The sequence below is a fragment of the Actinospica robiniae DSM 44927 genome (genome assembly GCF_000504285.1).
GTDB lineage: Bacteria > Actinomycetota > Actinomycetes > Streptomycetales > Catenulisporaceae > Actinospica > Actinospica robiniae.
Window position 1 is genome coordinate 7,312,331 of the sequence record NZ_KI632511.1, and the last position, 20,851, is coordinate 7,333,181.

At 71.5% G+C, this 20,851-nt stretch carries 20 protein-coding genes and 1 tRNA gene; 9 read left to right on the forward strand and 12 right to left on the reverse strand.

What is annotated here, in order from left to right; genetic code table 11:
- Positions 1-106: 106 nt before the first annotated feature.
- Both ACTRO_RS31430 and ACTRO_RS31435 read right to left on the reverse strand, forming a co-directional pair.
- Positions 107-1,060 (reverse strand): chaplin, encoded by a 954-nt coding sequence (locus ACTRO_RS31430; protein ID WP_034268955.1) that lies wholly within the window; start codon positions 1,058-1,060, stop codon positions 107-109.
- Positions 1,061-1,316: 256 nt separating this feature from the next.
- The gene (locus tag ACTRO_RS31435; protein WP_034268958.1) at positions 1,317-1,550 is read right to left on the reverse strand and encodes a chaplin; all 234 of its coding nucleotides are present in this window, start codon (positions 1,548-1,550) and stop codon (positions 1,317-1,319) included.
- Positions 1,551-2,033: 483 nt separating this feature from the next.
- Between ACTRO_RS31435 and ACTRO_RS31440 the strand changes: the two genes are divergently transcribed.
- The gene (locus tag ACTRO_RS31440) at positions 2,034-2,399 is read left to right on the forward strand and encodes a cell division protein SepF (RefSeq protein WP_034268961.1); all 366 of its coding nucleotides are present in this window, start codon (positions 2,034-2,036) and stop codon (positions 2,397-2,399) included.
- A gap of 103 nt (positions 2,400-2,502) precedes the next feature.
- On the opposite strand, the gene ACTRO_RS31445 is transcribed toward ACTRO_RS31440, so the two are convergent.
- Positions 2,503-3,153: a pyridoxamine 5'-phosphate oxidase family protein gene (locus tag ACTRO_RS31445; protein ID WP_425394893.1), complete on the reverse strand. Its 651-nt coding sequence runs from the start codon at positions 3,151-3,153 to the stop codon at positions 2,503-2,505.
- Positions 3,154-3,178: 25 nt separating this feature from the next.
- On the opposite strand from ACTRO_RS31445, the gene ACTRO_RS31450 reads away from it, so the two are divergent.
- Complete coding sequence (locus tag ACTRO_RS31450; protein WP_034277569.1) at positions 3,179-4,615, forward strand: aminotransferase class I/II-fold pyridoxal phosphate-dependent enzyme; 1,437 nt, start codon at positions 3,179-3,181, stop codon at positions 4,613-4,615.
- A 188-nt stretch (positions 4,616-4,803) separates the two neighbouring features.
- Positions 4,804-5,382 carry a hypothetical protein gene (locus tag ACTRO_RS31455; RefSeq protein WP_034268965.1) on the forward strand — a complete coding sequence of 193 codons (579 nt, stop codon included), beginning with the start codon at positions 4,804-4,806 and terminating at the stop codon, positions 5,380-5,382.
- A 299-nt stretch (positions 5,383-5,681) separates the two neighbouring features.
- On the opposite strand, the gene ACTRO_RS31460 is transcribed toward ACTRO_RS31455, so the two are convergent.
- On the reverse strand, positions 5,682-7,091 hold the full coding sequence (locus ACTRO_RS31460; RefSeq protein ID WP_034268968.1) for a WXG100 family type VII secretion target: 1,410 nt from the start codon (positions 7,089-7,091) through the stop codon (positions 5,682-5,684).
- A 13-nt stretch (positions 7,092-7,104) separates the two neighbouring features.
- Positions 7,105-7,521: a hypothetical protein gene (locus ACTRO_RS31465; protein ID WP_034268971.1), complete on the reverse strand. Its 417-nt coding sequence runs from the start codon at positions 7,519-7,521 to the stop codon at positions 7,105-7,107.
- Positions 7,522-7,899: 378 nt separating this feature from the next.
- Here ACTRO_RS31465 and ACTRO_RS44220 point away from each other — a divergent pair, with 378 nt between their 5' ends.
- On the forward strand, positions 7,900-9,165 hold the full coding sequence (locus tag ACTRO_RS44220; protein ID WP_051451678.1) for a DUF4190 domain-containing protein: 1,266 nt from the start codon (positions 7,900-7,902) through the stop codon (positions 9,163-9,165).
- Positions 9,166-9,181: 16 nt separating this feature from the next.
- On the opposite strand, the gene ACTRO_RS31480 is transcribed toward ACTRO_RS44220, so the two are convergent.
- The 3 genes from ACTRO_RS31480 to ACTRO_RS31490 form a co-directional block, all read right to left on the reverse strand.
- On the reverse strand, positions 9,182-9,889 hold the full coding sequence (locus tag ACTRO_RS31480) for a response regulator (RefSeq protein WP_034268980.1): 708 nt from the start codon (positions 9,887-9,889) through the stop codon (positions 9,182-9,184).
- A 34-nt stretch (positions 9,890-9,923) separates the two neighbouring features.
- Positions 9,924-11,246, reverse strand: coding sequence for a sensor histidine kinase (locus ACTRO_RS31485; RefSeq protein ID WP_051451679.1), 1,323 nt, complete (start codon positions 11,244-11,246; stop codon positions 9,924-9,926).
- Positions 11,247-11,391: 145 nt separating this feature from the next.
- On the reverse strand, positions 11,392-13,179 hold the full coding sequence (locus tag ACTRO_RS31490; protein WP_157436564.1) for a phosphatidylglycerol lysyltransferase domain-containing protein: 1,788 nt from the start codon (positions 13,177-13,179) through the stop codon (positions 11,392-11,394).
- A gap of 172 nt (positions 13,180-13,351) precedes the next feature.
- On the opposite strand from ACTRO_RS31490, the gene ACTRO_RS31495 reads away from it, so the two are divergent.
- The 3 genes from ACTRO_RS31495 (at position 13,352) to ACTRO_RS31505 (ending at position 16,015) form a co-directional block, all read left to right on the forward strand.
- Entirely contained in the window at positions 13,352-14,386 is a 1,035-nt protein-coding gene (locus ACTRO_RS31495; RefSeq protein ID WP_034277575.1) for a cation diffusion facilitator family transporter, read from the forward strand.
- Positions 14,387-14,652: 266 nt separating this feature from the next.
- Complete coding sequence (locus ACTRO_RS31500; RefSeq protein ID WP_034268983.1) at positions 14,653-15,039, forward strand: hypothetical protein; 387 nt, start codon at positions 14,653-14,655, stop codon at positions 15,037-15,039.
- Positions 15,040-15,514: 475 nt separating this feature from the next.
- Entirely contained in the window at positions 15,515-16,015 is a 501-nt protein-coding gene (locus ACTRO_RS31505; RefSeq protein ID WP_211244476.1) for a DUF3145 domain-containing protein, read from the forward strand.
- Positions 16,016-16,063: 48 nt separating this feature from the next.
- Here ACTRO_RS31505 and ACTRO_RS31510 read toward each other — a convergent pair whose 3' ends face one another.
- From ACTRO_RS31510 to ACTRO_RS31520, 3 genes are all read right to left on the reverse strand, one after another.
- On the reverse strand, positions 16,064-16,387 hold the full coding sequence (locus tag ACTRO_RS31510) for a hypothetical protein (RefSeq protein ID WP_034268986.1): 324 nt from the start codon (positions 16,385-16,387) through the stop codon (positions 16,064-16,066).
- 273 nt (positions 16,388-16,660) lie between these two features.
- Positions 16,661-17,443, reverse strand: a complete 783-nt coding sequence (gene otsB / locus ACTRO_RS31515; RefSeq protein ID WP_051451680.1) for a trehalose-phosphatase — start codon at positions 17,441-17,443, stop codon at positions 16,661-16,663.
- Positions 17,444-17,558: 115 nt separating this feature from the next.
- Positions 17,559-18,812, reverse strand: coding sequence for a geranylgeranyl reductase family protein (locus ACTRO_RS31520; protein ID WP_034268989.1), 1,254 nt, complete (start codon positions 18,810-18,812; stop codon positions 17,559-17,561).
- Positions 18,813-18,882: 70 nt separating this feature from the next.
- Between ACTRO_RS31520 and ACTRO_RS31525 the strand changes: the two genes are divergently transcribed.
- Positions 18,883-19,560, forward strand: a complete 678-nt coding sequence (locus ACTRO_RS31525; protein WP_051451681.1) for a rhomboid-like protein — start codon at positions 18,883-18,885, stop codon at positions 19,558-19,560.
- Positions 19,561-19,590: 30 nt separating this feature from the next.
- Positions 19,591-20,589: an EamA family transporter gene (locus tag ACTRO_RS31530; protein WP_063628107.1), complete on the forward strand. Its 999-nt coding sequence runs from the start codon at positions 19,591-19,593 to the stop codon at positions 20,587-20,589.
- An 88-nt stretch (positions 20,590-20,677) separates the two neighbouring features.
- Here ACTRO_RS31530 and ACTRO_RS31535 read toward each other — a convergent pair.
- Positions 20,678-20,749, reverse strand: a tRNA-Val gene (locus ACTRO_RS31535).
- Positions 20,750-20,851 lie beyond the last annotated feature (102 nt).

Consider the following 20,851-nt stretch of genomic DNA (forward strand, 5'->3'; position numbering starts at 1 on the left):
CGGACCTCGGTCGGCAAACGCCGAGGTCCGGGGCATCGACATGCTCTTGGAGCGCCGTTTCGGGGCACTGAGAGGGTTGCTCGGGCGGTGGCGAGCTGACGGCCGCTCAGCTGCCGTAGCGACGTGCCAGCTTGCGGACCAGCAGACCACCGCCGCCGAGCACGCCCGCGCCGAACGGGGCCATGACGGTGCCCGTGCCGACGCCGGTCTGCGCCAGGGTGCCGCCGTGCGTGCCGGTCGGGCCGGTCGAGCCGTGCGTGCCACCCGTCGGGGGGACCTTGCCGGGAGCGCTCGGAGTGGCCGGCGCGCTCGGGGTCCACGGCGCCGTCGGCGTCGCCGGCGAGGACGGTGTGCTCGGCGCGGTCGGCGTCGTCGAGGTCGGCGTCGGCGTCGGGTGGCAGCCGCACGTCGGCGGGGCCAGGGTGCGCGGCGGACTCACCGGCGGGGAGGGCGGACGCACCGAGCCGCCGTTGGAGCAGGTGTTGTCGAACGCCGCGTCACCCACGCCGACACCGCTGGCGGAGTTGCCGCAGACGTTGAGCGGCGTGCTGATGGGCAGCTGGACGGTGTTCCCGGAGCCCAGGCCGGGCGAGCTGTGTGAGCCGCCGTGCGCGCTCGCGCCGTTCGAGCCGTGGCCGCCGCCGTTCGAGCACGTGTTGTCGAACGCCGCGTCACCCACGCCGACACCGCTGGCGGAGTTGCCGCAGATGTTGACGGGGACGTCGATCGGGGCCTGGACCAGGTTGCCCGAGACGGCGCCGGGTGAGTCCTTCGCCGCACCGTGCGCGCTCGACGCGTTCCCACCCGGCGCGCCCGCGTTGCCGCAGTGGTTCCCGGCCGCCGTGTCGAACGCGCCGATCACGTCGATGACGTTGCCGCAGACGTTGATCGGGGCGTCGACCGGGGCCTGGACCAGGTTGCCGGACAGCAGGCCGGGCGAGTGCGCGGCGCCGCCCTCGGCCGAGGCGTCGGCCTGGGCCACGCTCATGCCGACGCCGGTGAGCAGCAGCCCGCCGGTGGTCATGCCGAGCACGACGCGCCGTTTCGTCGAGTGGTGCATGATGCCTACCTCTGGATGGATGGGAGAGGGGCGCTGCCGCCCTTTATTGCTTTCATAAGACTGGAACGAGGTATGACGATCGGAGTTACTACGGCGCGGCAAGAATCCCGCTGGCGAGTGATTGACTGATCGTCATACAACCTTTGGCCACGCTCGGGTGTCCGCGCGCGATCCGGGGGAAAGACCGGGGCCCGGCCGCCGCATACGCGATGCGGCGGCCGGGCCCGGACGGCGCCGATGCGCCGGAGAGCGTGGATCAGTTCCAGCTCGTATTGCCGAAGGCGGAGTTCAGCAGGCCGATGACGGAGATGGTGTTGCCGGTGACGTTGACCGGGATGTGCAGCGGCGCCTGCACGTTGTTGCCGGACAGCAGCCCGGGGGAATCCGCGGCGAAGCCTTGGGCGGAGGTGTCGGCCATGGCCGCCCCCGCGCCGCCGACGACGAGGGCGCCGGTCACGCCGGCCAGCGCGGTGATCTTCTTGACGTTCATTGCACATCCTCCTTGGCGCGGCCGATCAGGCCGCGGCGCGTTACAGGGCGTGTGGCCGCCGTCGTGAGCCGCGTCCGGGGTTCGCATCCGACGCAGCTCGGGCCACGCCAGGAGAAACGAGGGCGGGCCGCTCCGAGGTACGCATCTGATCTGATCGTCCGCCTTAAAGGGTGAACGCATCATCATTCTGCCTGCCGCTGATCGGACCTCAGCTGACCGGTAATCAAAAAATCTTCGCTGCTCAATCGACATCCGGCCGTTTGCATGTGTGCCGCGCAATCGTCCGGGTACCTCTCCTAGACGAGCCCGCCACTCCTGCGTACGGATGGACGCCATGGTCCGCCAGCGCCGGTCGGGGCAGGTGCGCGGCGCGTCGCGGATCCTTCGTCGGGGAAAACCGGTAGCGTTGGCTGCGACACTCGATTGAGTGAATTGTGCTACCCGTCACAACAGCGGGTCTGCCGTGGAGAGAGGAGGCGTTCGATGGTTTCGAGCCGCAGGGCTACGGCCCCGCATCTGGTCCCGGTCGACGATGGCGAGCGGTGGTACGGGGAGGAGGCTGCCGGGGTCGGCCAGCGGATCGCCACCGTGCGGCCGCGCAGTTTCACCGACGCCAAGGTGATCGGTGAGTACTTCCGGGCCGGCGTTCCCGTCATCATGAATCTCGCCGATCTGGAGGAGTCCGACGCCAAGCGGATCGTCGACTTCGCCTCCGGTCTGATCTTCTCGCTACGCGGTGGAATAGAGCGTGTGGCGGCCCGGGTGTTCTTGTTGACCCCGGCCGGCCTGGAGATCGTGGACGGCGCGGACAACCCGTCGCAGGATCCCGGCTTTTTCAACCAGGGCTGATTCCCTCTCTCCTTGTCAGAACATTTCCTTCACCGTCCGACGGCCGTCTCCGCTCGCCCCTGCCCGGGCCGCGGCGGGACGGCCGTCGGCGTTCGTCCGGCCGTCAGCGCAGACCCGCCGGAAGCGGGACGGCCGGGTCGAGGTCCGGCGCCGGCACCGCTTCGCCGCGCACGGTGCGCACGGCGATCGAACCGGCCCAGTACGGGCTGCCCTCGAGATCGGCCTCGTCGTCGGCGACGTGGTCGCCGCGGTGCTTGAGCGAGACCGCTTCCAGATCCAGCGCGACGATGGCGGTCGCGGCCAGCTCCTTGGCCGTCGGCGGCCGCGAATCGGCGGTCCGGCCGAGGTAGAGCTTGTCCACCAGGGCGGCCATCGCGGCGTAGCGCTCGTCCTCGTCCTGCACCACCCGTGCCTCGCCGATGGCGACGACGCTGCGGTAGCCGAGTGAGTGGTGCATCCAGGAGCGCGCGAGCACGAGGGCGTCGAGCAGGGTCACGCTGATGCTGATCGGCTCGCCGTCCAGCAGCGCGAAGCGGCCGCCGGTGGATCCGTGCACGTAGACGGTCTCGCCCACGCGCGCGTGCAGGGTCGGCAGGTTCATCGGGCGTCCGTCGCGCAGAAAGGCGATGGTGCAGTGCAGCGCCTCGTCGAGGACGGCGTGCACGGCTTGTTTGTCATAGGCGGCGCGGTCGCGGTAACGCCTGGGCACAGTCAGTTCCGTCGGAACGTACGATGGCGTGGCTTGCGTCATGATTACGTCCTAGTACATAATGTCGATTGTGTCAGAACAATCTGCGTGGTGGGAACGCTACAAGCTCGCCGGGTCCGGGGCAAGCGAGATCGTCTTCGGCGTCGAGACGGCCGTGACGGCCGGCCTGCTCGCGCCCGGCGAATCCCTGCCGCCGGTGCGCGAACTGGCCGGGCATCTGCACGTCAACCCGAACACGGTCGCCTCCGCGTATCGCACCCTGCGCGACCGGGGCACGGTGGAGACGCGCGGCCGGGCCGGCACGCGCGTGCGCGAGCGGCCGGGCACCAGCAACCGGATGCGCTCGTACGAGCTGCCCGAGGGAGTGCGGGACCTGACGTCCGGCGAGCCGGCGCCGCGCCTGCTCCCACGGCTCAAGCCCCCGGCCAGCATCGACGTGTCCGGATACCGCTACGCCCCGGTCGAGCCGGACCTCGAGGAGCAGCTGCGGCGGCGGGTGGGCCGGCTCTTCGAGGGCGCGGGTACGGACGACACGGGCGGCGCGGCGGCGGGGGTGGGCGCGGACGCGGCTGAATCGGCCGAGTCGGCCGAGTTGCTCGGCACCTCCCGCATGCTCGCGGTCTTCGGCTCGCTCGACGGCATCGAGCGCCTGCTGGCCACGCACACCCGCCCCGGCGACAAGATCGCCGTGGAGGATCCGGCCTGGGGCAACATGCTCGACCTGGCCGCCGCGCGCGGGCTCACGGTCGTACCGATGCGCATGGACGACGAGGGCCCCGATCCGACCGATCTGCGAGCAGCGCTCGGGGCCGGCGTGAACGCGGTGGTGGTCACCACGCGGGCGCAGAATCCGTACGGCGCCGTCGTCTCGGCCCGCCGCGCGAGCGCGCTGCGCACGGTCCTCGCGACGCACCCGGAAGTGCTCACGATCGACGACGACCACGGGGCCGACCTCACGTCCGGCGTCCCACACCTGCTCTGCGGCGCGACGCGGCAGTGGGCTTATCTGTATTCGGCCTCGAAGGCGTACGGCCCGGACATGCGCATCGCCGCGCTGATAGGGGACGCCGACACGACCGACCGCGTCGCCGGGCAGCTCCGGCACAGCTCACGCCGCGTCCCCGGGGTGATGCAGCTGCTGTGGGCGCAGGCGCTGGCCGACCGAGGCAACGACGCGGTGCTGGCCGAGGCCGCGTCGGTCTACGCCGAGAATCGCAAGACGCTGATCAGTGAGCTGGCCGCGCGCGGGGTCGCGGCGCACGGTGAGAGCGGTCTGAGCGTGTGGATCCCGGTGCCGGACGAGACGGCCGCCGCCACCGGCCTGCTCGCGCGTGGCTGGGCAGTGGCGCCGGGCTCCTGGTACCGCGTGCGCAGCGGGCCGGGCATCCGCGTGACGGTGGCGACGATGCACCTGGAGGAGATGGCGGCGCTGGCCGAGGCGGTGGCCTCCACGCTGAACCGGGGGAAGGGGGTGCGGCCGGACGCGCGCGCGGCGGAGTCGGTCTGAGGGAAAGAGAAGGCCGGCGGGCGCCGGCGGACAGCTGGTGCGGATCACGGGAGTCCGGACGCGGTTGGATGGCGCGGTTGGATGGAGAGCGCGTCCTCGCGGGGCGCGTGTCCCTCCACCTCTTCTCCACCCGGGTCTCGAACTAGGGGTTGATCACTTCTGCCCAGGTCCGGGCCATAGTCGAAGACATGACCACTACGGACTGGATCCTCGACCTCGCGCTCATCCTCGTCGTGCTGCGGCAGATCCGGGAGAGCCGGATCGACACGATCTTCCTCATCGTCCCGCTCGCCCTGACCGGGTACGTCGCGCACAAGTACCTCACCCCGATCCCCACCGCCGGCAACGACCTCCTGCTCATCGGTGCGTTCGCCGCGATCGGCACGGTGCTCGGCGTCGCAGGTGGACTGACCACGCGGGTGCGGGTCGCGGAGGGGCACGCCTTCGTGCGGGCCGGGTTCGCCGCGGCTTCCCTGTGGGTGCTCGGCATGGGCGGGCGACTGGCCTTCGTGTACTGGACCGAGCACGGCGGCACGCGGACGCTGGGTCGGTTCAGCGAGCAGCACCACATCACCAGCGGGCAGGCGTGGGCCAGTGCCCTGATCCTGATGGTGCTCGCCGAGGTCGTCACCCGGATCGGCACGGTCCTGATCCGCGCCGAGGTGGCCAAGCGCGCCGTGCGCAACACCGGCTTCGGCGCAGGCAACGGCGCCGGCGCGCTGGGCGGCTCCGGCTCGGCAGCCGACCGGGCCCGCGTCGGAGTGTGACGCGGCGAGGTCGTGGGCGGCGTCGCCGACGCGGCGCGCCGAGCCTCCTGATAAGCGCAGCGAGCCACCTGGGCAGCACGGCGAACCAGCCGAGAAGCATCGAGACCGTGGCGAAGTTCCTCAGCGCGACGGTCTCGATGCTTCTCGGCTGTTGCCGCGTCAGATCGGACGATCAAGAGCCCTGATGGGTGAAGAAGCCGGGCGGTGCGACCGCGAAGGTCGCCCCACACCAGCCTCGCCATCGCCTACCGGACGGCCCAGCGGGATGACGCTCCACCGATAGCCGGCGGAGCGTCGCTCTACTGGATGACCGGCGGGACGACCCGCTGCGCGCCGCCCCAGAACTCGTCCTCGGTCAGGTACTTGGGCCGCTTGCCGCGCTCTTCTTCCTCGTCCTCGCCGGCGCTGCCGCGGCGGCCGCCCATCATGTTCACCTTGTTGCCCTCGCCGTCGGTGGCGTTCTCGAACGCCGACCGGACCGGGGAGAGCGAGGGACGCTCGCCCTCCTCCAGCTCGCCGTCGAAGTAGCGGCCGCGCGAGTACTTGGAGGACAGTTCCTCCTCGCTCTCGCCGCCCATGCCACGGCCGCCGCCCCCGCGGCCGCCGCCCATGCCCATCGCCTCGGGGTTCTCGACCTCTCCCTCGCCGATCACGCCGCCGCGGGAGGAGCGGCCGGTGCTCTCTTCCTCGTCCAGAACGCCGGCCCCCGAGCGCAGCTTCGTGCCGGTGCCCCGGCCGCCGGTGAGCTCGCCGTCGCTGAAGCCTTCCTCGTCGAACACGCCGGCCTTCGAGTTGAAGCGCCGGTTCTCCTCCTCCGGCGAGTCGACGGCCATGTTCCCGGTGGAGTTGTTCCCGCCGAGCTCGTCCGTGATCAATTCCGCGCCGCCACCGACCGGAGAGAGCTCCGGCTCGGGCTCGGTCGGGAACGGCTCGCCCTCGCCGGGCGGGGTGCCCACCGGCACCGGGATCGGGTCGGGGTTCAGCGAGGCGGTGACGGTCGGGGACGGGTTGCCGATGGTCGCGGTGGAGGTGCCGTTGCCGGGCGGCGGCACGAAGCCGGCCTCCACCGTCCCACCGCCGCCGCCGACCCGCTGGCCGTAGGCGCCGGCCTCCCCGTTGCCGGAGCTGCCGCCGGCCACGCCCGGGTCGTAGGTCCCGCCGGCCGAGCCGGGGTCGCCGCCGCCCGAGACGGCCAGGTGCATCTCGCCGGCGGACTGCTCGTACGAGCTCGAGAGCTTGTTCAGCGCGTTCGCCGTCTCGGTGCGCACGGCGGTGTTGTGCGTCTGCGCCACCTCCGAGGGCAGCGGGGTGCCGAAGAAGAAGTGGCTGGCCTCGTCGCCGACCGAGTTCGAGGGCACCGACTTCTCGCTCTGGATGCCCTTCATCGTGGTGACGAACTCGACCTGGGCGGCCTTCGCGTTCTGCAGCGGCGGCACCACGGCCTGGATGGTGTCGTGCGCTTGGACCGCGTGGTCGATCGAGGCCTGGAACGAGGTCTGCGCCTGGTCCGCGGCGTCTCCGGTCCAGGAGGCGGCCAGGTTGTTCTTCACGTTCTGCAGGGTCGCCTGGACCTTCTGCAGCTGCGCAGCCGCCTGCTGGTAGCTCTGGATCTGCTGGTCGAGCGCGTCGGTCTCCATGCTGTCCGCGACCTGCTTGGCCCAGGCCACGCCGCCGTTCGAGTCCACCGACTGCTGGTTGAAGCCGCCCATCCCCGTCTCCCGCTCAGATGTTCTTCTGCACCGAGAGCACGCTCACGTGCAGCTCGTCCTCGGTCCGGGCATAGATCTGGTGGGTCTTGGTGGCCCGGTCGTTCAGGTCGGTGATCTGCTGGTTGATGTCGGCGAGCAGGGCGACGACGGCGGCGTGGGCCGATCCGTGGGCGTTGTTGAGCGCGGTGATCGCCGGCACGGCCTGGTTGAGCGGGCCGAAGTTCGAGTCCTGCGTGCCGCCGTCGAAGCTGGCCTCTTTGTAGACGATCGAGCTGTAGTGGCCCTGGCCCAGGCTCGAGGCCGTGTTGTTCTGAAAGGTCACCGGATGCAGTGCGCTCGACGCGTCGTTGAACACGTCTTGCAGCAGCCCCTGCAGCGTGGCGCGAGCCTGCTCCAGTTCCTCGAGTTCGACCTTGAAACTCGTGCCCATGCGCTCGGCACCCCCAGTCATGTCCGTCCGTCGCGCCTTCGCGAGCCGGTTCCCCGCGGCCGCGCACACCGATTACCCATCGCAGCGTACCGACAAAGGGTGCCGGGTTGCCACTGTCCGGGGCGTCGAGGACGGGTTTGTTAGTAAACCGATAGGCTCGGCCGCGGCCAGCGCGTTCGCTGCGCGCCGAGCATGTTCGAGCTCGGATTCACCGGGGGCGCCGGGCGCGCCGCTCCGGCGGCGCCACCTGTCACGATCCCGTGCCGAATGCGGCATCGCGCTGGCGGCGGACCGTGGCACTCCGTAGGATCGAGCGCCACGGCCTTACCGGGACCGCCCTGGCCGCCGGAGTCCGTGCCGAGACCGGGGTGCAGGGATATGTCAGACCAGTGGGGCGCTCCGGCGTCGCAGCCGGACGGGTCCTGGCCGCCGCAGCCCACGCCCACCTCGCCGTATCCCCACGGGCCGTCGCAGCAGTATCCGTCGCAGCCGCCGGCGCCGGCCGCGCCCGCAGGGCCCTATGCCGCGGACCCTTACTCCGGCCAGTACTCCGCCCAGCACGCCGGTCCCTATGCGCAGCAGCAGCCCGCGTCGGGCCTGAACTGGGGGCCCGCCCAGGACCCGCAGCCGTCGTATGGTCAGACCGGCTACCCGACGCCGGACCCGTACGCCTCGTCCGCGTACGCGGCGCCGGCACCGCCGGCCGCGCCGGCGAACCCGATGGCGCAGCCCCAGCAGGCGCCGCCGCGCGCACCCCAGCACGCTCAGGCTCCGCAGGCCCAGCCGCAACCCCGACCGCGGCCTCAACCGCAGCCCGAGCCGCAGTACCAATATCAGCAGTCCGCGCAGTCCGCGTCGCACTACACGTCCGTCCCGCCGGCGCCCTCGGCCTACCCGCCCGAGACCTCGTACCCGTCGCAACCGGCCGAGTACGCGCAGCCATCCGAGTACTCACAGCCGGCCGAATACCCCCAGCCGGCCGCGTTCCCGCAGTCGGTGCCGTATCCGCAGGCGCCGGGCGGCCTGCCGATCGAGGCTCCCGCCGGTCAGAACGCCCGGCCGACCAACCCCTTCGCGGTCATCGGCGCGGTCACGTCCATCGTGCCCTTCGTCGGCCTGATCTTCTCGATCATCGGTCTGGGCAAGGCGAAGGTCATCGGCGGTATCGGCCGGGGCGTCGCCACCCTGGGCGTCGTGCTCTCCCTGATCTTCATACCGGGCTGGTCGGTCGCCGGATACCTTGTCTATAAGGCCGTCGACGCGGCCCCGACCGATCCCGCGTGCGTCACCGCGGAGGCCGACTACCTCTCCTCGAGCCGCACCCTCGACGCCGACGCGGCGGCCATGGCCAAGACCACCTACGGCACTCGGCAGTTCACCAACGCCGTCAAGACCTACGAGTCCGACTTCCAGGTGCTCATCGAGAAGCTTGAAGCGGACTCCGGCCGGGCCGAAAGCGCCGACGTCCACACCGCGATCACGTCGCTGACGGCTGATCTGCAGCAGCTCAAGACCGTGATGGGCGACCTCGCCTCCGGCGACTTCACCTCGGCGAGCCGTCTCGGCGACATCTCCACGCTCAGCGACAAGATGTTCACCGACTACGAGCACACCCAGAACGTGTGCGCCGGCCACGCCGGCTGACCCTGTGGCCCAGGCCTCAGGCCGGGCGACCCGCCAGGCCGTGCTGGTAGGCGAAGCGCACGGCCTGGGCGCGGTCTCGGGCCCCGGTCTTCGCGAACACGTGGTTGACGTGCGTCTTCACCGTCGCCTCGGAGACGAACAGCTCGCGCGCGATCTCCAGATTCGACTTCCCGGCCGCGATCAGCTGCAGCACCTCGACCTCCCGCGCAGTCAGGCCGTTCGGCGGCGCGGCGGGAGCGTCCTCGGGGCCGGCCGGCCGGTTGTTCACGGATGCGTCGGGGGACGCCGCGGCTGAGCCCGTCAGCGCGGCGATCAGCTTGCGCTGCACCGCCTCATCGAGCACGGACTGGCCGTTCGCGGCAGCCTGCACGGCCCGCGCGATCTGCACGCGGTCCGCATCCTTGGTCAGGTAGCCGAGTGCACCGGCCCGCAGAGCGCCCTGGATCGAACTGTCGTCGGCGTACGTCGTGAGCACGACCACGCGCGTGCCCGGATGCTCGGCGGTGAGCCGCTCGGTCGCGGCGATGCCGTCCATTCCCGGCATATGAAGGTCCATCAGGACCACGTCCGGATTGTGCTCGACCACCAACTGCAACGCCTGCGCACCGTCCCGGGCCTGGCCGACCACCTCTATCCCGGGCGTCAGATCGAGGAGCGTCGCCAGTCCCTCGCGCACCGCCGCCTGATCGTCCGCCACCAGCACCCGAATCGACTCGCCCGCCATACTGAGAGGATATCCGCGGCGGCGATCGTGGGCCCTATCCGTGCAGACGCAGCGTCACTCGCCAACCCGCCTCGGCGCCGGCGCCCTCGCCCGGTCCCGCATCGGTCGACGTCGAGCCCGTCGAGGCCGGACCGGCCTCCAACGTCCCGCCGATCAGCTCGGCCCGCTCCTTGAGCCCGGACAAGCCGTACCCGCCACCGGATTCGGCCAGCGCAGTCGGCGGAGAGGTCGGGGCGCCGTTGGACACGGACAGCTCCAACTCGCCGTCGCCGTAGACCAGGCGGATCCACACCAGGGCACCCGGCGCGTGCTTGCGCACGTTCGTCAACGACTCCTGCGCGGCCCGATAGACAGTCAGGCCCGCGTCGGCGGCCAGCGGCCGTGGCAGGCCGCTGATCTTGACCTCCGCGTGCGCGCCGGTGTCGCCCTCGTAGGCGTCGGCCAGCGCGTGCAGCAGCTCCGGCAGCGGCGGGGCGTCCTCGCGCAACGCGGCGATGGCCCGCCTGGTCTCGATCAGCCCTTCCCGGGCGATGCGGCGCGACTTGGCGACATAGTCGTGCGCCTTGGCCACGCCGGCGTCGCCGCCCGCCTCGAGCAGCGCGTCCGCCGCTTCGAGCTGGACCGTCAACGCGGCGAGCGAGTGCGCCAGCACGTCGTGGATCTCGCGCGCGATCCGGCTGCGCTCGGCCAGCGCCGCGGCGTGCGCCTCCTCGTGGTTGGCGCGCTCCGTCTCCACCAGCAGCTGCTCCGCGCTCTCCGCGCGCAGGATGTACGAGCGCCGGCCGACGCCCAGCCCGTACATGCCCACGAGCATGCACGCGTAGCCCAGGCCGGTGGTGGTGAACTGGTGCCAGCCCTGCGAGGCCGCGCTCAGTAGCAGCACGAGCTCGAACCAGCCGACCACCACTGCCGCGCGCAGGGCCGACCAGCGCACCGAGATGACGACGCTCGCCATCGCCGGGAACACCGGGCTCACCCCGACGTTGTCGGTCAGTATCCCGGTCAGCAGCGCTCCGCCGGTGCCCACCGTCAGCAGGCCGATCATCGCGAGGTACGGGCTCAGCCGCCAGGGGATGCCCCAGCCGAGCACCCACAGGGCCCAGCCGAGCACGCTGACCGCGCTCACGATCCCGGCCAGCAGCCCTGCGCCCTGCCAGCCGTCGTGGCCCACGTCGTTGAACTGGATCAGTGCCAGCAGCAGCAGGACTACGAACCGCGAGGTGACCTGGGCCGGCCGGCGCTCGGTCGACGGGCCGGCCGGCGACCCGGGCGCGGGGGGAAGCATCGACTCGGCCGCGTTCAGCGCATGCCGACGCCCCAGCAGTTCACGTAGGAGCACGACCCGTCCACCCGCCATCACCCGAAAGTTTCGCCCCCATGCGCCTACCATACCGGCCCGTGTCCAGTGCCAGGACGGCTGCTGACGCGGCGGAAGTCATGTTCCGAGACTAAGGCGGCCCCCGGCCCGCGGGATCCACCCGAGGGTGGAGACGGGGTGGATGTCAGTCGGACGGCAACCCGGGGCCGCTCGGGCCCGAGCCGCCGCGCCGCCAGGGCAGCTGCGGCGGCGCCAGGAAGCCCTCGACCCGGGCGTAGGCCAAGCCGATCCGGGGCAGGTCGGCCGAGCGCGCGTAGAGCACGAACCGCGGCTCCCAGATCGGGCGGTACTTCGCGTTGGCGCGGTAGAGCGACTCGATCTGCCACCAGCGGGAGAAGAACAGCAGCACACTGCGCCACAGCCGCAGCACCGGTCCGGCGCCGAGCTTCGAGCCGCGCTCGAACACCGCCCGGAACATGGCGAAGTTGAGCGACACGCGCGCCACGCCGTACTCGTCCGCGCGCTGGAGCAGTTCGATCACCATGAACTCGACCAGGCCGTTGTCGCTGTCCTTGTCCCGGCGCATCAGATCGAGCGAGAGCCCGTCCATGCCCCACGGCACGTAGGAGAGCAGGGCGCGCATCCGGCCGTCCGGATCGAAGCACTCGATCATCATGCACTCGCCGTCGGCCGGGTCGCCCAGCCGGTTGAGCGCCATGGAGAACCCGCGCTCGGGCTGGCCGTAGCGCCAGTGGTCGGCCGCGGTGCCCAGAGCCGACATCTCCTCCGGCGGGATGTCCTTGTGCCGGCGGATCCGCGCGGTGTACCCGGCGCGCTTGACCTTGTTCACGGCCTGCCGGACCGTGCGCATCGCCCGGCCGTCCAAGGTGAACTCGGGTACCTCCACGATCGCCTCGTCGCCGAGTTCGAGCGCCGTCAGCCCGTGCCGGGCGTAGATCTCGCCGGCCTGCTCGCTCGCGCCCGCCACGGCCGGGGACCAGGCGTGCTCGGCGGCCTCGCGCAGCCACAGTTCGATCGCGCCCGGCCACGCCTCCGGGTCGCCGAGCGGATCGCCCGAGGCCAGCGAGACCCCGCCGACCGCGCGGTAGGCGATCGCCGCCTTGCCGCTGGGCGAGAAGATCACCGACTTGTCCCGGCGCAGCGCGAAGTAGCCCAGGGAATCCGGCTCGGGCTCGCGGGCGAGCAGTTCGCGCAGCCGCTCCTCGTCCTGCTCGCTGCGTCGCACCTGGCCGCGGGGCGAACGGAACAGGGCGTAGACCACGGTGAGAAAGAGCACCAGGCTCATCACGTTGATCAGCAGGTCGAGCCAGTGCGGGCTGTTGATGCCGAGCCCGGAGACGTCCTGCTTGTCCACCGTCCCGAGCCGCAGCAGCACGTACTCGATCCGGTCCGCCAACCCGCTGTCGCCGACCGTGCCGAACCAAGTCAGCATCGCCGTGCCGACGGCCGTGGCCACGGCCGCGCCGATGACGAGCACCGCGAGGGCGGTCTTAGGGTTCGAGTCCTCGCCCTTGGCGTAGAAGTCCTTCCGGGCCCACACCAGGCACAGCAGCAGCGCCACGGTCACGGCCGCGGCGACCCAGTTCATCCAGTGCGCCCGGTACCCGTATTCGCTCAGCCAGTACACGTCGGCGAGGCTGGTGAAGGCGACGAGCAGGATCGTGCAGACCCAGGCGACGTGCTTGCGCCGGCGCAGAGTGACGGCCAGGAACGCGGCGAGGGCGGCCGAGACCAGGCTCGCGGTGAGCAGGAACGGGGTGAAGAAGAAGCCGCCGTAGCCGCCGTCGTGCTCGTGCCGGTGCACCTCGCGGCCGACGCTGAAGGAGATCACGGCGACGAGGTCGAAGAGCACGACCAGGCGGAGATACCAGACCGCGATCTTGCCGGGCAGGCTCAGTGGCCCCGGACCCCGGTTCGCCTCGGCGAACGTCGTCGTCGTGCCCGCTGCCATGCGCTGTCGTCCGCCTCGCTTCCCGGTCCGGCCCCTGAGACTATCGTGCTCCATCCCGGGCGGATCGCAGTGACCGGCGCGCCTCGAGGGCCCGGCGGGCAGCACGACGCTGACAACCGTTGTCATTATCATATCTCAAGGTACTGTCACTCCTTCGGGTACACTCGCGCGTATGGCAGAGGGGCACGAGGATCACCACGGGCACGACGATCACGGCGCGCACCGCGGCGGCGACCGCTCCGAGCCCGGCCGGCGAGGCCGCGGCGGCCACTCCGGCCACGACCACGGCGCGGCGGTGACCGCGCACACCGACCGGCGCTATCTGATGTGGGCGCTCGGCCTGATCCTCGCCTACATGGCGGTCGAGGTGGCCTTCGGCATCACGGCCAGTTCGCTGGCGCTGATCTCCGACGCCGGCCACATGCTCACCGACGCCTTCTCGCTGGTGCTGGCGATCGTGGCGATGCGCCTCGCCGCGCGGCCCGCCTACGGCCGGTGGACCTTCGGGTTCAAGCGGGCCGAGATCCTCTCCGCCCAGGCCAACGGCATCACCCTGCTCGTGCTGGTCGGCGTGTTCTGCTACGAGGCGGTGACCCGGCTGATCAACCCGCCGCCGGTGGACGGCGGGCTGGTGCTCGCCACCGCGGTGGCCGGCATCGGGGTCAACGCCGCGGCGGCGCTGCTGATCAGCCGGGCGAACCGGGACAGCCTGAACGTCGAGGGCGCCTTCCAGCACATCCTCAACGACGCCTGGGCCTTCATCGCCACCGCCATCTCCGGCCTGATCGTGCTGCTCACCGGATTCGACCGGGCGGACGCGCTGGCCTCGCTGGTGGTGGCCGGGCTGATGGCGCGGGCCGGCTACGGGCTGGTGCGCGAATCCTGGAAGATCTTCCTGGAGGCCGCGCCGGAGGGCGTCGACCCGGCCGCGGTGGCCGGCGGGATGCGCGCGCTCGACGGCGTCGTGCAGGTGCACGACCTGCACGTGTGGACCATCACCTCGGGCTTCCCGGCGCTCTCCGCGCACGTGCTCGTCTCCCCGGGCCACGACTGCCACGGCGTCCGGCTCGAGCTCGAGGCGCTGGTGCGCAAGGAGTACGGGATCGAACACACCACCCTCCAGGTCGAGCACGCGGCCTCCGACATACTCACCATCGGCCGCGGGGCCCTGGACGCCGGCCCCCGCCGGGAGGGCCACTGCTCGTGACCGACGGCGCGCCGGGAGTGGCCGTGCGGGGCGGCCCAATCCGTGTCAAGAGGGTGGAATTCGACGCCGATGTTCCTGGTCGATAACGGAATGGTAACTGTCACGCCCTGGTCTTGCCCGGATGGGGATCATTGGGGGAAAGTCGCTTCACCGGCCTTGGCACGAGTTGTCCAGATTCGCCGGTCGAGTGCCTTGCGCAGCACGAGGACTTCCGGACCACGAGGCGGTTCCGGCGGAGACGCCGGCCGGCCGAGGGAGGCGCGTACGTGATCGAGTTCCCCGAGGAGCCGCGCGCGTCCTCGTCCGGGTCCCACGGGTCCGGCCGCGCGGCCCAGCCCGCCACCGAGGCCGAGCTCTGGCTGCGCCGCGAACTGGCCTTCCTGCACCGGGTGGAGCGGCGCATCCTGCGCCGGGCCCACTGGCGCCGGGAGGCCTGGCGGCTGGTCGCCGTCGGGTCCATACTCGCGGTATTCGCGCTCTGCTGGTACCTGGCCGCGGCCGCCACCGGCAGCCCGACGAACAGCGCCTGCCCGAGCAAGGCGGCCACGACCGCGGCCGCGCACAGTTCCACCGACCAAGGCTCCACGCACCCGTCCGGTCCGACATCGAACACGAAGGCCGCCCCGGGCACCGCAGCATCCTGCGGTTCCTAGTTCCAGGCCTGACGCACGTTCCGCTCCGGCCGCGGGCACCCGCCCGCGGTTCCGCAGGGTTCTGCCGGTCCGGCGGCGGGCGGCGAGTTGCTCCGTACGGGTGTCCGCGGGGCCTTGTCGTCACTCTTACGGGCGCCTGACAGGACTAGCGGCCCTCGCGTAAGGTCATCGAGGTATCGAGAAGAGCTTGTACGAGGCATGATGCGCACGGTGCCCGGCTAGACTGACCCCGGCCGAGCACACCGGTTCCGGGCCCGAGGGCGTCGAAGGCCGGAGCCGGCACTCGGGCACCGAGAGCACCGCCGAGCACGAAAACCGCATCACATCACAACTTCAACCAACCGAATCAGGGTAGACGTATCAGGCACCGTGGTGCTGACAGCGACGTCACCGACGGTATGGCAAGGCCGCTGGGGAAGGCGAACCTCGTCCGTACGCCGTGGAGTAGACGCTGTTGCTATCTAAGGAGCCCGACGTGCCCACCCGTGTCACTCGTGGAGTGCTGTACATCCACTCGGCGCCCCGCGCACTGTGCCCGCACGTCGAGTGGGCGGTCGCCGGGGTACTCGGCGTGCGCGTGAGCCTGGACTGGACCCGGCAACCCGCCTCGCCGGCGCTCTGGCGCTCCGAGCTGTCCTGGGAGTCCCAGCCCGGCACCGCCACCCGGCTGACCTCCGCCCTGCGCGGCTGGGAGCAGCTGCGCTTCGAGGTCACCGAGGAGCCCTCGCAGGGCGCCGAGGGGGAACGTTACTCCTCCACGCCCGAACTCGGGGTGTTCCACGCGGTGACGGGCGTGCACGGGGACATCATGATCACCGAGGACCGGCTGCGCACCGCCATGCTGCACGCCACCCGGGGCGCGGATCTGCTGGAGGAGCTGAGCGCGCTGCTCGGCCGGCCCTGGGACGACGAGCTCGAGCCCTTCCGCTGCGCGGGCGACGGCGCGCCGGTGCGCTGGCTGCACCAGGTCGGCTGAGCATCCGGGCCGCGCCGTCCTGGCGGCGGTCCGCGGCCGTTCTCGCCGCTACTTCGCCTTCACGGCCATCCGCTGGCCGCGCTCGGCCAGGGTCTGCGCCGCCGCCGGGGACAGGCCGATGCGCTCGCCGAGCTCGGCGAAGGTGAGCCGGTCGAACCGGCGCGGATCGGTCAGCTCGGCCGCCGCCAGCGCCTGGTACGCGGCGGCACGCTCGGCCGCCGCCTTGAACGCCTCGGTCAGCTTGGTCGCCCGCTCGAGCAGCTCGGCGGGATCGGCCAGATCCTCCAGTCCGAAGAACCTGGCCCGATCGGCTTCCGGCACGGCAGGGTCGAACAGCAAGGGGACCGGGCTGGATTTGGGCTGCTGCTTCACTCGTCCACAGTCTCACGGGTGAGCGGTCCCGTTCAACGACGGCGGTGGGAACGCTCCGCACGGGTGGCCGCCGTTGCAGATGCAACAACCTGCCGGTGCTCCGCGGCCGCGGGTGAAGCGGACGGCCCGGCCGTGGCCTGCTCGGCCCGCTCCTTGCTCCGCGCCCGCTCCGACCTGCTCCGAGACGGCGCCAAACCCGCTCGAACCCGCGCGTCGGTGCTTTCCCGCGCAGGTCGCTCCCGCAGTGCTCCCGAAACTCCAGACACCCGCGGCTCAACTGGCCCGCAGCAGCCGGCGGACCAGCCCCGGCACCTCCTGCGGACCCTCCAGCATCAGATCGGCCAGGTCGCCCAGCGGATCGCCCTCCGTGTTCGCCACGGCCACCCGCACCGCGGTGAACTGCGGAGCCCGCTCGGCCCGCTCGGACAGCGCCTCGAAGCCGGGACGATCGCCCAGGTCGTCGCCGAAGAACCAGGCGCCGGCCAGCTCCGGCAGCCGCGTCAGCGCGTCGCGCACCACGGCACCCTTGTCCCGCTGCACCGGCGGCTTGAGCTCCACCACCATCCGGCCGCGCTGCACCTTCAGCCCGTGCTCGCGCGCGTACTGCTCGACCCACTCCTCGGCGGCCTCGGCCAGGTCGGGCGAGTTGCGGTAGTGCACCGCGCAGGAAAGCCCCTTGTCCTCGATCAGCGCACCCGGCAGCGCCCGCTTCGCCTCCTCCACCGCCACGCCCATCACCTCGCGGTAGGGCGCCGCCTCGGGCAGCGTGTGCACGGTGGCCCCGCCGTCCGGCGAGAACTCCAGGCCGTACAGGCCGTGCAGCTCCGGCCCCTCGCCGCTCGCGCCGGCCTCGGACGACGCGCCGACCTGCCGGGCCAGGAACGCCACCGGCCGGGCCGAGACCACGGCGCAGTAGCCGCAGTGCGCGGCCAGCTCCCGCAGCGCCTCGGGCGCGTCCGGCACCGGCCCGACCTTCTCCGGATCCGGCCCGATGGCGCTGAGCGTGCCGTCGAAGTCGAAGAAGAACGCGGTGCGGCGCAGCTGTTCCCTGTTCATCAGACCCCTCATGCTGCGTGCGGAAACACGGCTGGATGCAGCCGGGTCAACGGTATACGGGGGAGCGGCGGGTGCGTGCCCCCGGCACGCCGGGCCCGGACCTACTATCGGCCTATCAGCCCGCGTCGGCGCCGACCTGACGGACCGCCGGCTCCTCGGCCGCGGGCTTCGGCAGCGTCCGCAGCAGCCCCTGCGCCACCGGGTTGCGGATCAGCCGGGCCGGCGAGGTGCGGCCCCGGCAGAAGTCCGCGAACATCCGCCAGGCCACCGGAATGCGCGTCACCACCCGGTGGAAGAACGCCGGGTGCCGCTCGAACAGCGCCAGCATGGACCGGCCCGCCTGCATCTCCGGGCCCAGCAGATGCTCCACCGCCGCGGTGTACCCGGCGTCGGCCGACCCGCCGTCCTGCCCGACCCGGGCCCGCCGGGCCAGCTCCGCCGCGCTGTGCCCGGCCAGCGCCCCCGACCGCAGCGCGAACGAGATGCCCTCGCGCGTCCACGGCTCGAGCAGGCCCGCGGCGTCCCCGGCCACCAGCACCCGGCCCCGGCTGAGCGGCGAACCGGCCTCCCGGCACCGGGTCAGGTGGCCCGAGTCCGAGACGGTCGGGAAGCTCTCGAGCCCGAGCCGCTTGATGAAGTCGCGGTAGTACTTGCGCGTCCCCTCGCCCTCGCCGCGCGCGGATATCACCCCGACCGTGAGCACGTCGCCCTTCGGGAACACCCAGCCGTACGAGCCCGGCAGCGGCCCCCAGTCCACCAGCACCCGGTGCGCCCACTCCCCGGCCACCGCCGGCGGCACCTGGATCTCGGCCTCCAGCCCCAGATCGACCTGCTCGCAGCGCACGCCGACGTAGCGCCCGATCCGGCTGGCCGACCCGTCCGCGCCCACCACCGCGCGCGCCCGCACCGACGTGCCGTCAGCCAGGTTCAACGTCACCGGTCCGGTCGATGAAGGTTGGTCCACCATGCTGACGGAGGCACCCGTCCGCAGCACCGCCCCGGCGTCCACCGCGGCCTTCGCCAGAGCCAGGTCGAACTCCGCCCGGTTCACCAGCACCAGCAGGTCCCCGGCCTTGTCCCGGCGGGTGCGCTCCTTGGCGCCGTCGTGGGTGAAGGTGATCGCGTCGATCCGCTGGCGCACCGGGACGTCGAAGCCCTCCGGCAGCGCGCGGCGGGAGTAGCCGATCAGGCCGCCGCCGCAGGTCTTGTAGCGCGGCAGCTCCGCCTTCTCCAGCAGCAGCACCCGCCCGGCTCCGGCCTCGGCGGCGCTGCGCGCGGCGTTGGCGCCGGCGGGCCCGGCGCCCACCACCACCACGTCCCACAGGTCCGATTCCGCCGTCTCGCTGAGGTCTTTCGGAGCTTCGATCACGGGTGAAGGGTAATCGGCGTTCGGCGGGGTGCGCAGCTTGACGACGCAGGGTCGGTTAAGGTCACCGAATGTGACGCTGACCCGGGCGGCCGCGGGCGTGCGGCACTACGTGAGCCGCGCCCCGGCGACGTTCATCTGGCTGGTGGTCCTGACCATCACCACGTACATCATCAGCCGCTTCCACCCCGCCTTCCGCGACCACTTCCTGCGCCAGCGCTCCACCAACCTGCACGAGCTCGGCCGCAACCCGATCAGGGTCCTGGTGAGCAGCGCGATGTGGATCGACGGCGGCGGCCTGTGGATCTACTACCTCCTCTACAACCTCTTCCACGTCCCGGTGGAGCGGATCCTGGGCACCGGACGCTGGCTGGTGGTGGTCATCTCGGCGCACGTGGGCGCGACGTACCTGAGCGAGGGCGTCGTCTACTGGGAGGTGAGCCACGGCTACATGTCCTCGCGCGCGATCTTCACCCTCGACGTGGGCGTCAGCTACGCCCTCGCCGGATCCGCCGCGGTGCTCGCCTTCCTGATGGCGAAGCCGTGGTGCTATCTGTACGGCGGGATGCTGCTCGCCTTCTACGCGTACAACCTGATCACCGGCGACACGTTCACCGACCTCGGCCACTTCACCGCGGTGCTGATCGGCTTCTCCTGCTACCCGCTGACCCGGATCACCGACTACCGCTGGGACCCGATCGCCGTCTACCGGTCACTGCGCGCCCGAGCAGCGGCGAAGCTCTCGCAGTAACAGGCTTGTGGGGTCCCGTACCCTTTCCGCATGAGCCCCCGTTCCACGAGCCGAAGTGTCGGCGTCAGCCTCGGCGTCGCGTCCTCGACCTGCTTCAGCGCCTCCGGCACCTTCGCCAAGGCGTTGACGGACGCAGGCTTCAGCCCGCTCGAAGCGGTGTGGATGCGGGTGCTCGGCGCCTGCGCGCTCCTCGTCGTGGCCACGCTCGTGCTGCGCGGGCCCGCGGCGTTCACCCGGATGTGGCGGGACCGCACGGTCGGACGCGCGGTGGTCACGTTCGGACTCGTCGTCGTGGCATCGTGTCAGGGCCTGTACTTCGTCGCGGCGAGCCGGCTGCCGGTGGGCATAGCGATCCTGCTCGAGTTCACCGGCCCGGTCCTGGTGGTGTGTTACCTGCGCCTGATCCGCCGTCAGCACGTACGCCCCGCCGCGTTCGCCGGCATCGGCCTGGCAATGGTCGGCCTATGTTGCGTTGTCCAGATCTGGACCGGCATGCAGCTCGACGCGGTAGGCCTCGCCTGCGGCCTAGGCGCGGCCGCGGGCAACGCCACGTACTTCGTCATACTCGACAAACTCACCGGCACCGTGGACGCACTCACACTCACGTCGGGCGGCATGGTGGTCGGAACGGTGGCGCTCGCGCCCCTGGCCACCCCGTGGGACGCGCCCTGGCACCTGCTCGGAGGCACGGTGGACATCGGCAGCAACCACGTCGCCGGCTGGCTCGTGGTCGCGCTGCTCATACTGGTGAGCACGGTGATCGCCTACGTCATCGGCGGCATGGCCGTCCAGCGCCTCTCCGCCCCCGTGGCCGCGGGCGTGTCCTACGTCGAGCCCGTCAGCGCCTGCATCCTCGCCTGGATCCTCCTCGGCGAGCGCCTCGACGCCGTCCAGATCATCGGCGGCCTCGTCGTCCTCACCGGCGCCTACATCGCCCAGAGCGCCGCCCAGCCCAGGGTTGGCGAGGTGCTCATGCCCGACGCCCTCATCCCCACCCCCGCCGAATCCCCGCGCAGCGGAGCGAAGTGACGTAGCGCGGGGGATCGGGAGTCCAGAGGGCGGAGCCCTTTGGTGTGAGGGGCGCGGGGGCCATGCCCCCCGACCAGCACGGCGTGGGTGGGCGCTACTGGGTTCGAACCAGTGACATCCGCCTTGTAAGGGCGGCGCTCTACCGCTGAGCTAAGCGCCCGGAACGGCCCGTCGGGGCCGGTGCAGTGCCCCAGTGTAGCGGCACGGGTGTGGGGCCTGGCCACGCCACTTTCCCGGTTGTCCGGGATGTGGACGGCCGGCC

What these genes read in the sequence shown, in the direction of transcription:
- ACTRO_RS31495 (WP_034277575.1), top strand. Translation starts at nt 13,352, where the DNA reads ATGGCAGAGGGGCACGAGGATCACCACGGGCACGACGATCACGGCGCG.
- ACTRO_RS31440 (WP_034268961.1), top strand. Translation starts at nt 2,034, where the DNA reads ATGGTTTCGAGCCGCAGGGCTACGGCCCCGCATCTGGTCCCGGTCGAC.
- ACTRO_RS31465 (WP_034268971.1), bottom strand. Translation starts at nt 7,521, where the DNA reads ATGGGCACGAGTTTCAAGGTCGAACTCGAGGAACTGGAGCAGGCTCGC.
- otsB (WP_051451680.1), bottom strand. Translation starts at nt 17,443, where the DNA reads ATGAACAGGGAACAGCTGCGCCGCACCGCGTTCTTCTTCGACTTCGAC.
- ACTRO_RS31455 (WP_034268965.1), top strand. Translation starts at nt 4,804, where the DNA reads ATGACCACTACGGACTGGATCCTCGACCTCGCGCTCATCCTCGTCGTG.
- ACTRO_RS31490 (WP_157436564.1), bottom strand. Translation starts at nt 13,179, where the DNA reads ATGGCAGCGGGCACGACGACGACGTTCGCCGAGGCGAACCGGGGTCCG.
- ACTRO_RS31480 (WP_034268980.1), bottom strand. Translation starts at nt 9,889, where the DNA reads ATGGCGGGCGAGTCGATTCGGGTGCTGGTGGCGGACGATCAGGCGGCG.
- ACTRO_RS31435 (WP_034268958.1), bottom strand. Translation starts at nt 1,550, where the DNA reads ATGAACGTCAAGAAGATCACCGCGCTGGCCGGCGTGACCGGCGCCCTC.
- ACTRO_RS44220 (WP_051451678.1), top strand. Translation starts at nt 7,900, where the DNA reads ATGTCAGACCAGTGGGGCGCTCCGGCGTCGCAGCCGGACGGGTCCTGG.
- ACTRO_RS31430 (WP_034268955.1), bottom strand. Translation starts at nt 1,060, where the DNA reads ATGCACCACTCGACGAAACGGCGCGTCGTGCTCGGCATGACCACCGGC.
- ACTRO_RS31485 (WP_051451679.1), bottom strand. Translation starts at nt 11,246, where the DNA reads ATGGCGGGTGGACGGGTCGTGCTCCTACGTGAACTGCTGGGGCGTCGG.
- ACTRO_RS31460 (WP_034268968.1), bottom strand. Translation starts at nt 7,091, where the DNA reads ATGGGCGGCTTCAACCAGCAGTCGGTGGACTCGAACGGCGGCGTGGCC.
- ACTRO_RS31530 (WP_063628107.1), top strand. Translation starts at nt 19,591, where the DNA reads ATGAGCCCCCGTTCCACGAGCCGAAGTGTCGGCGTCAGCCTCGGCGTC.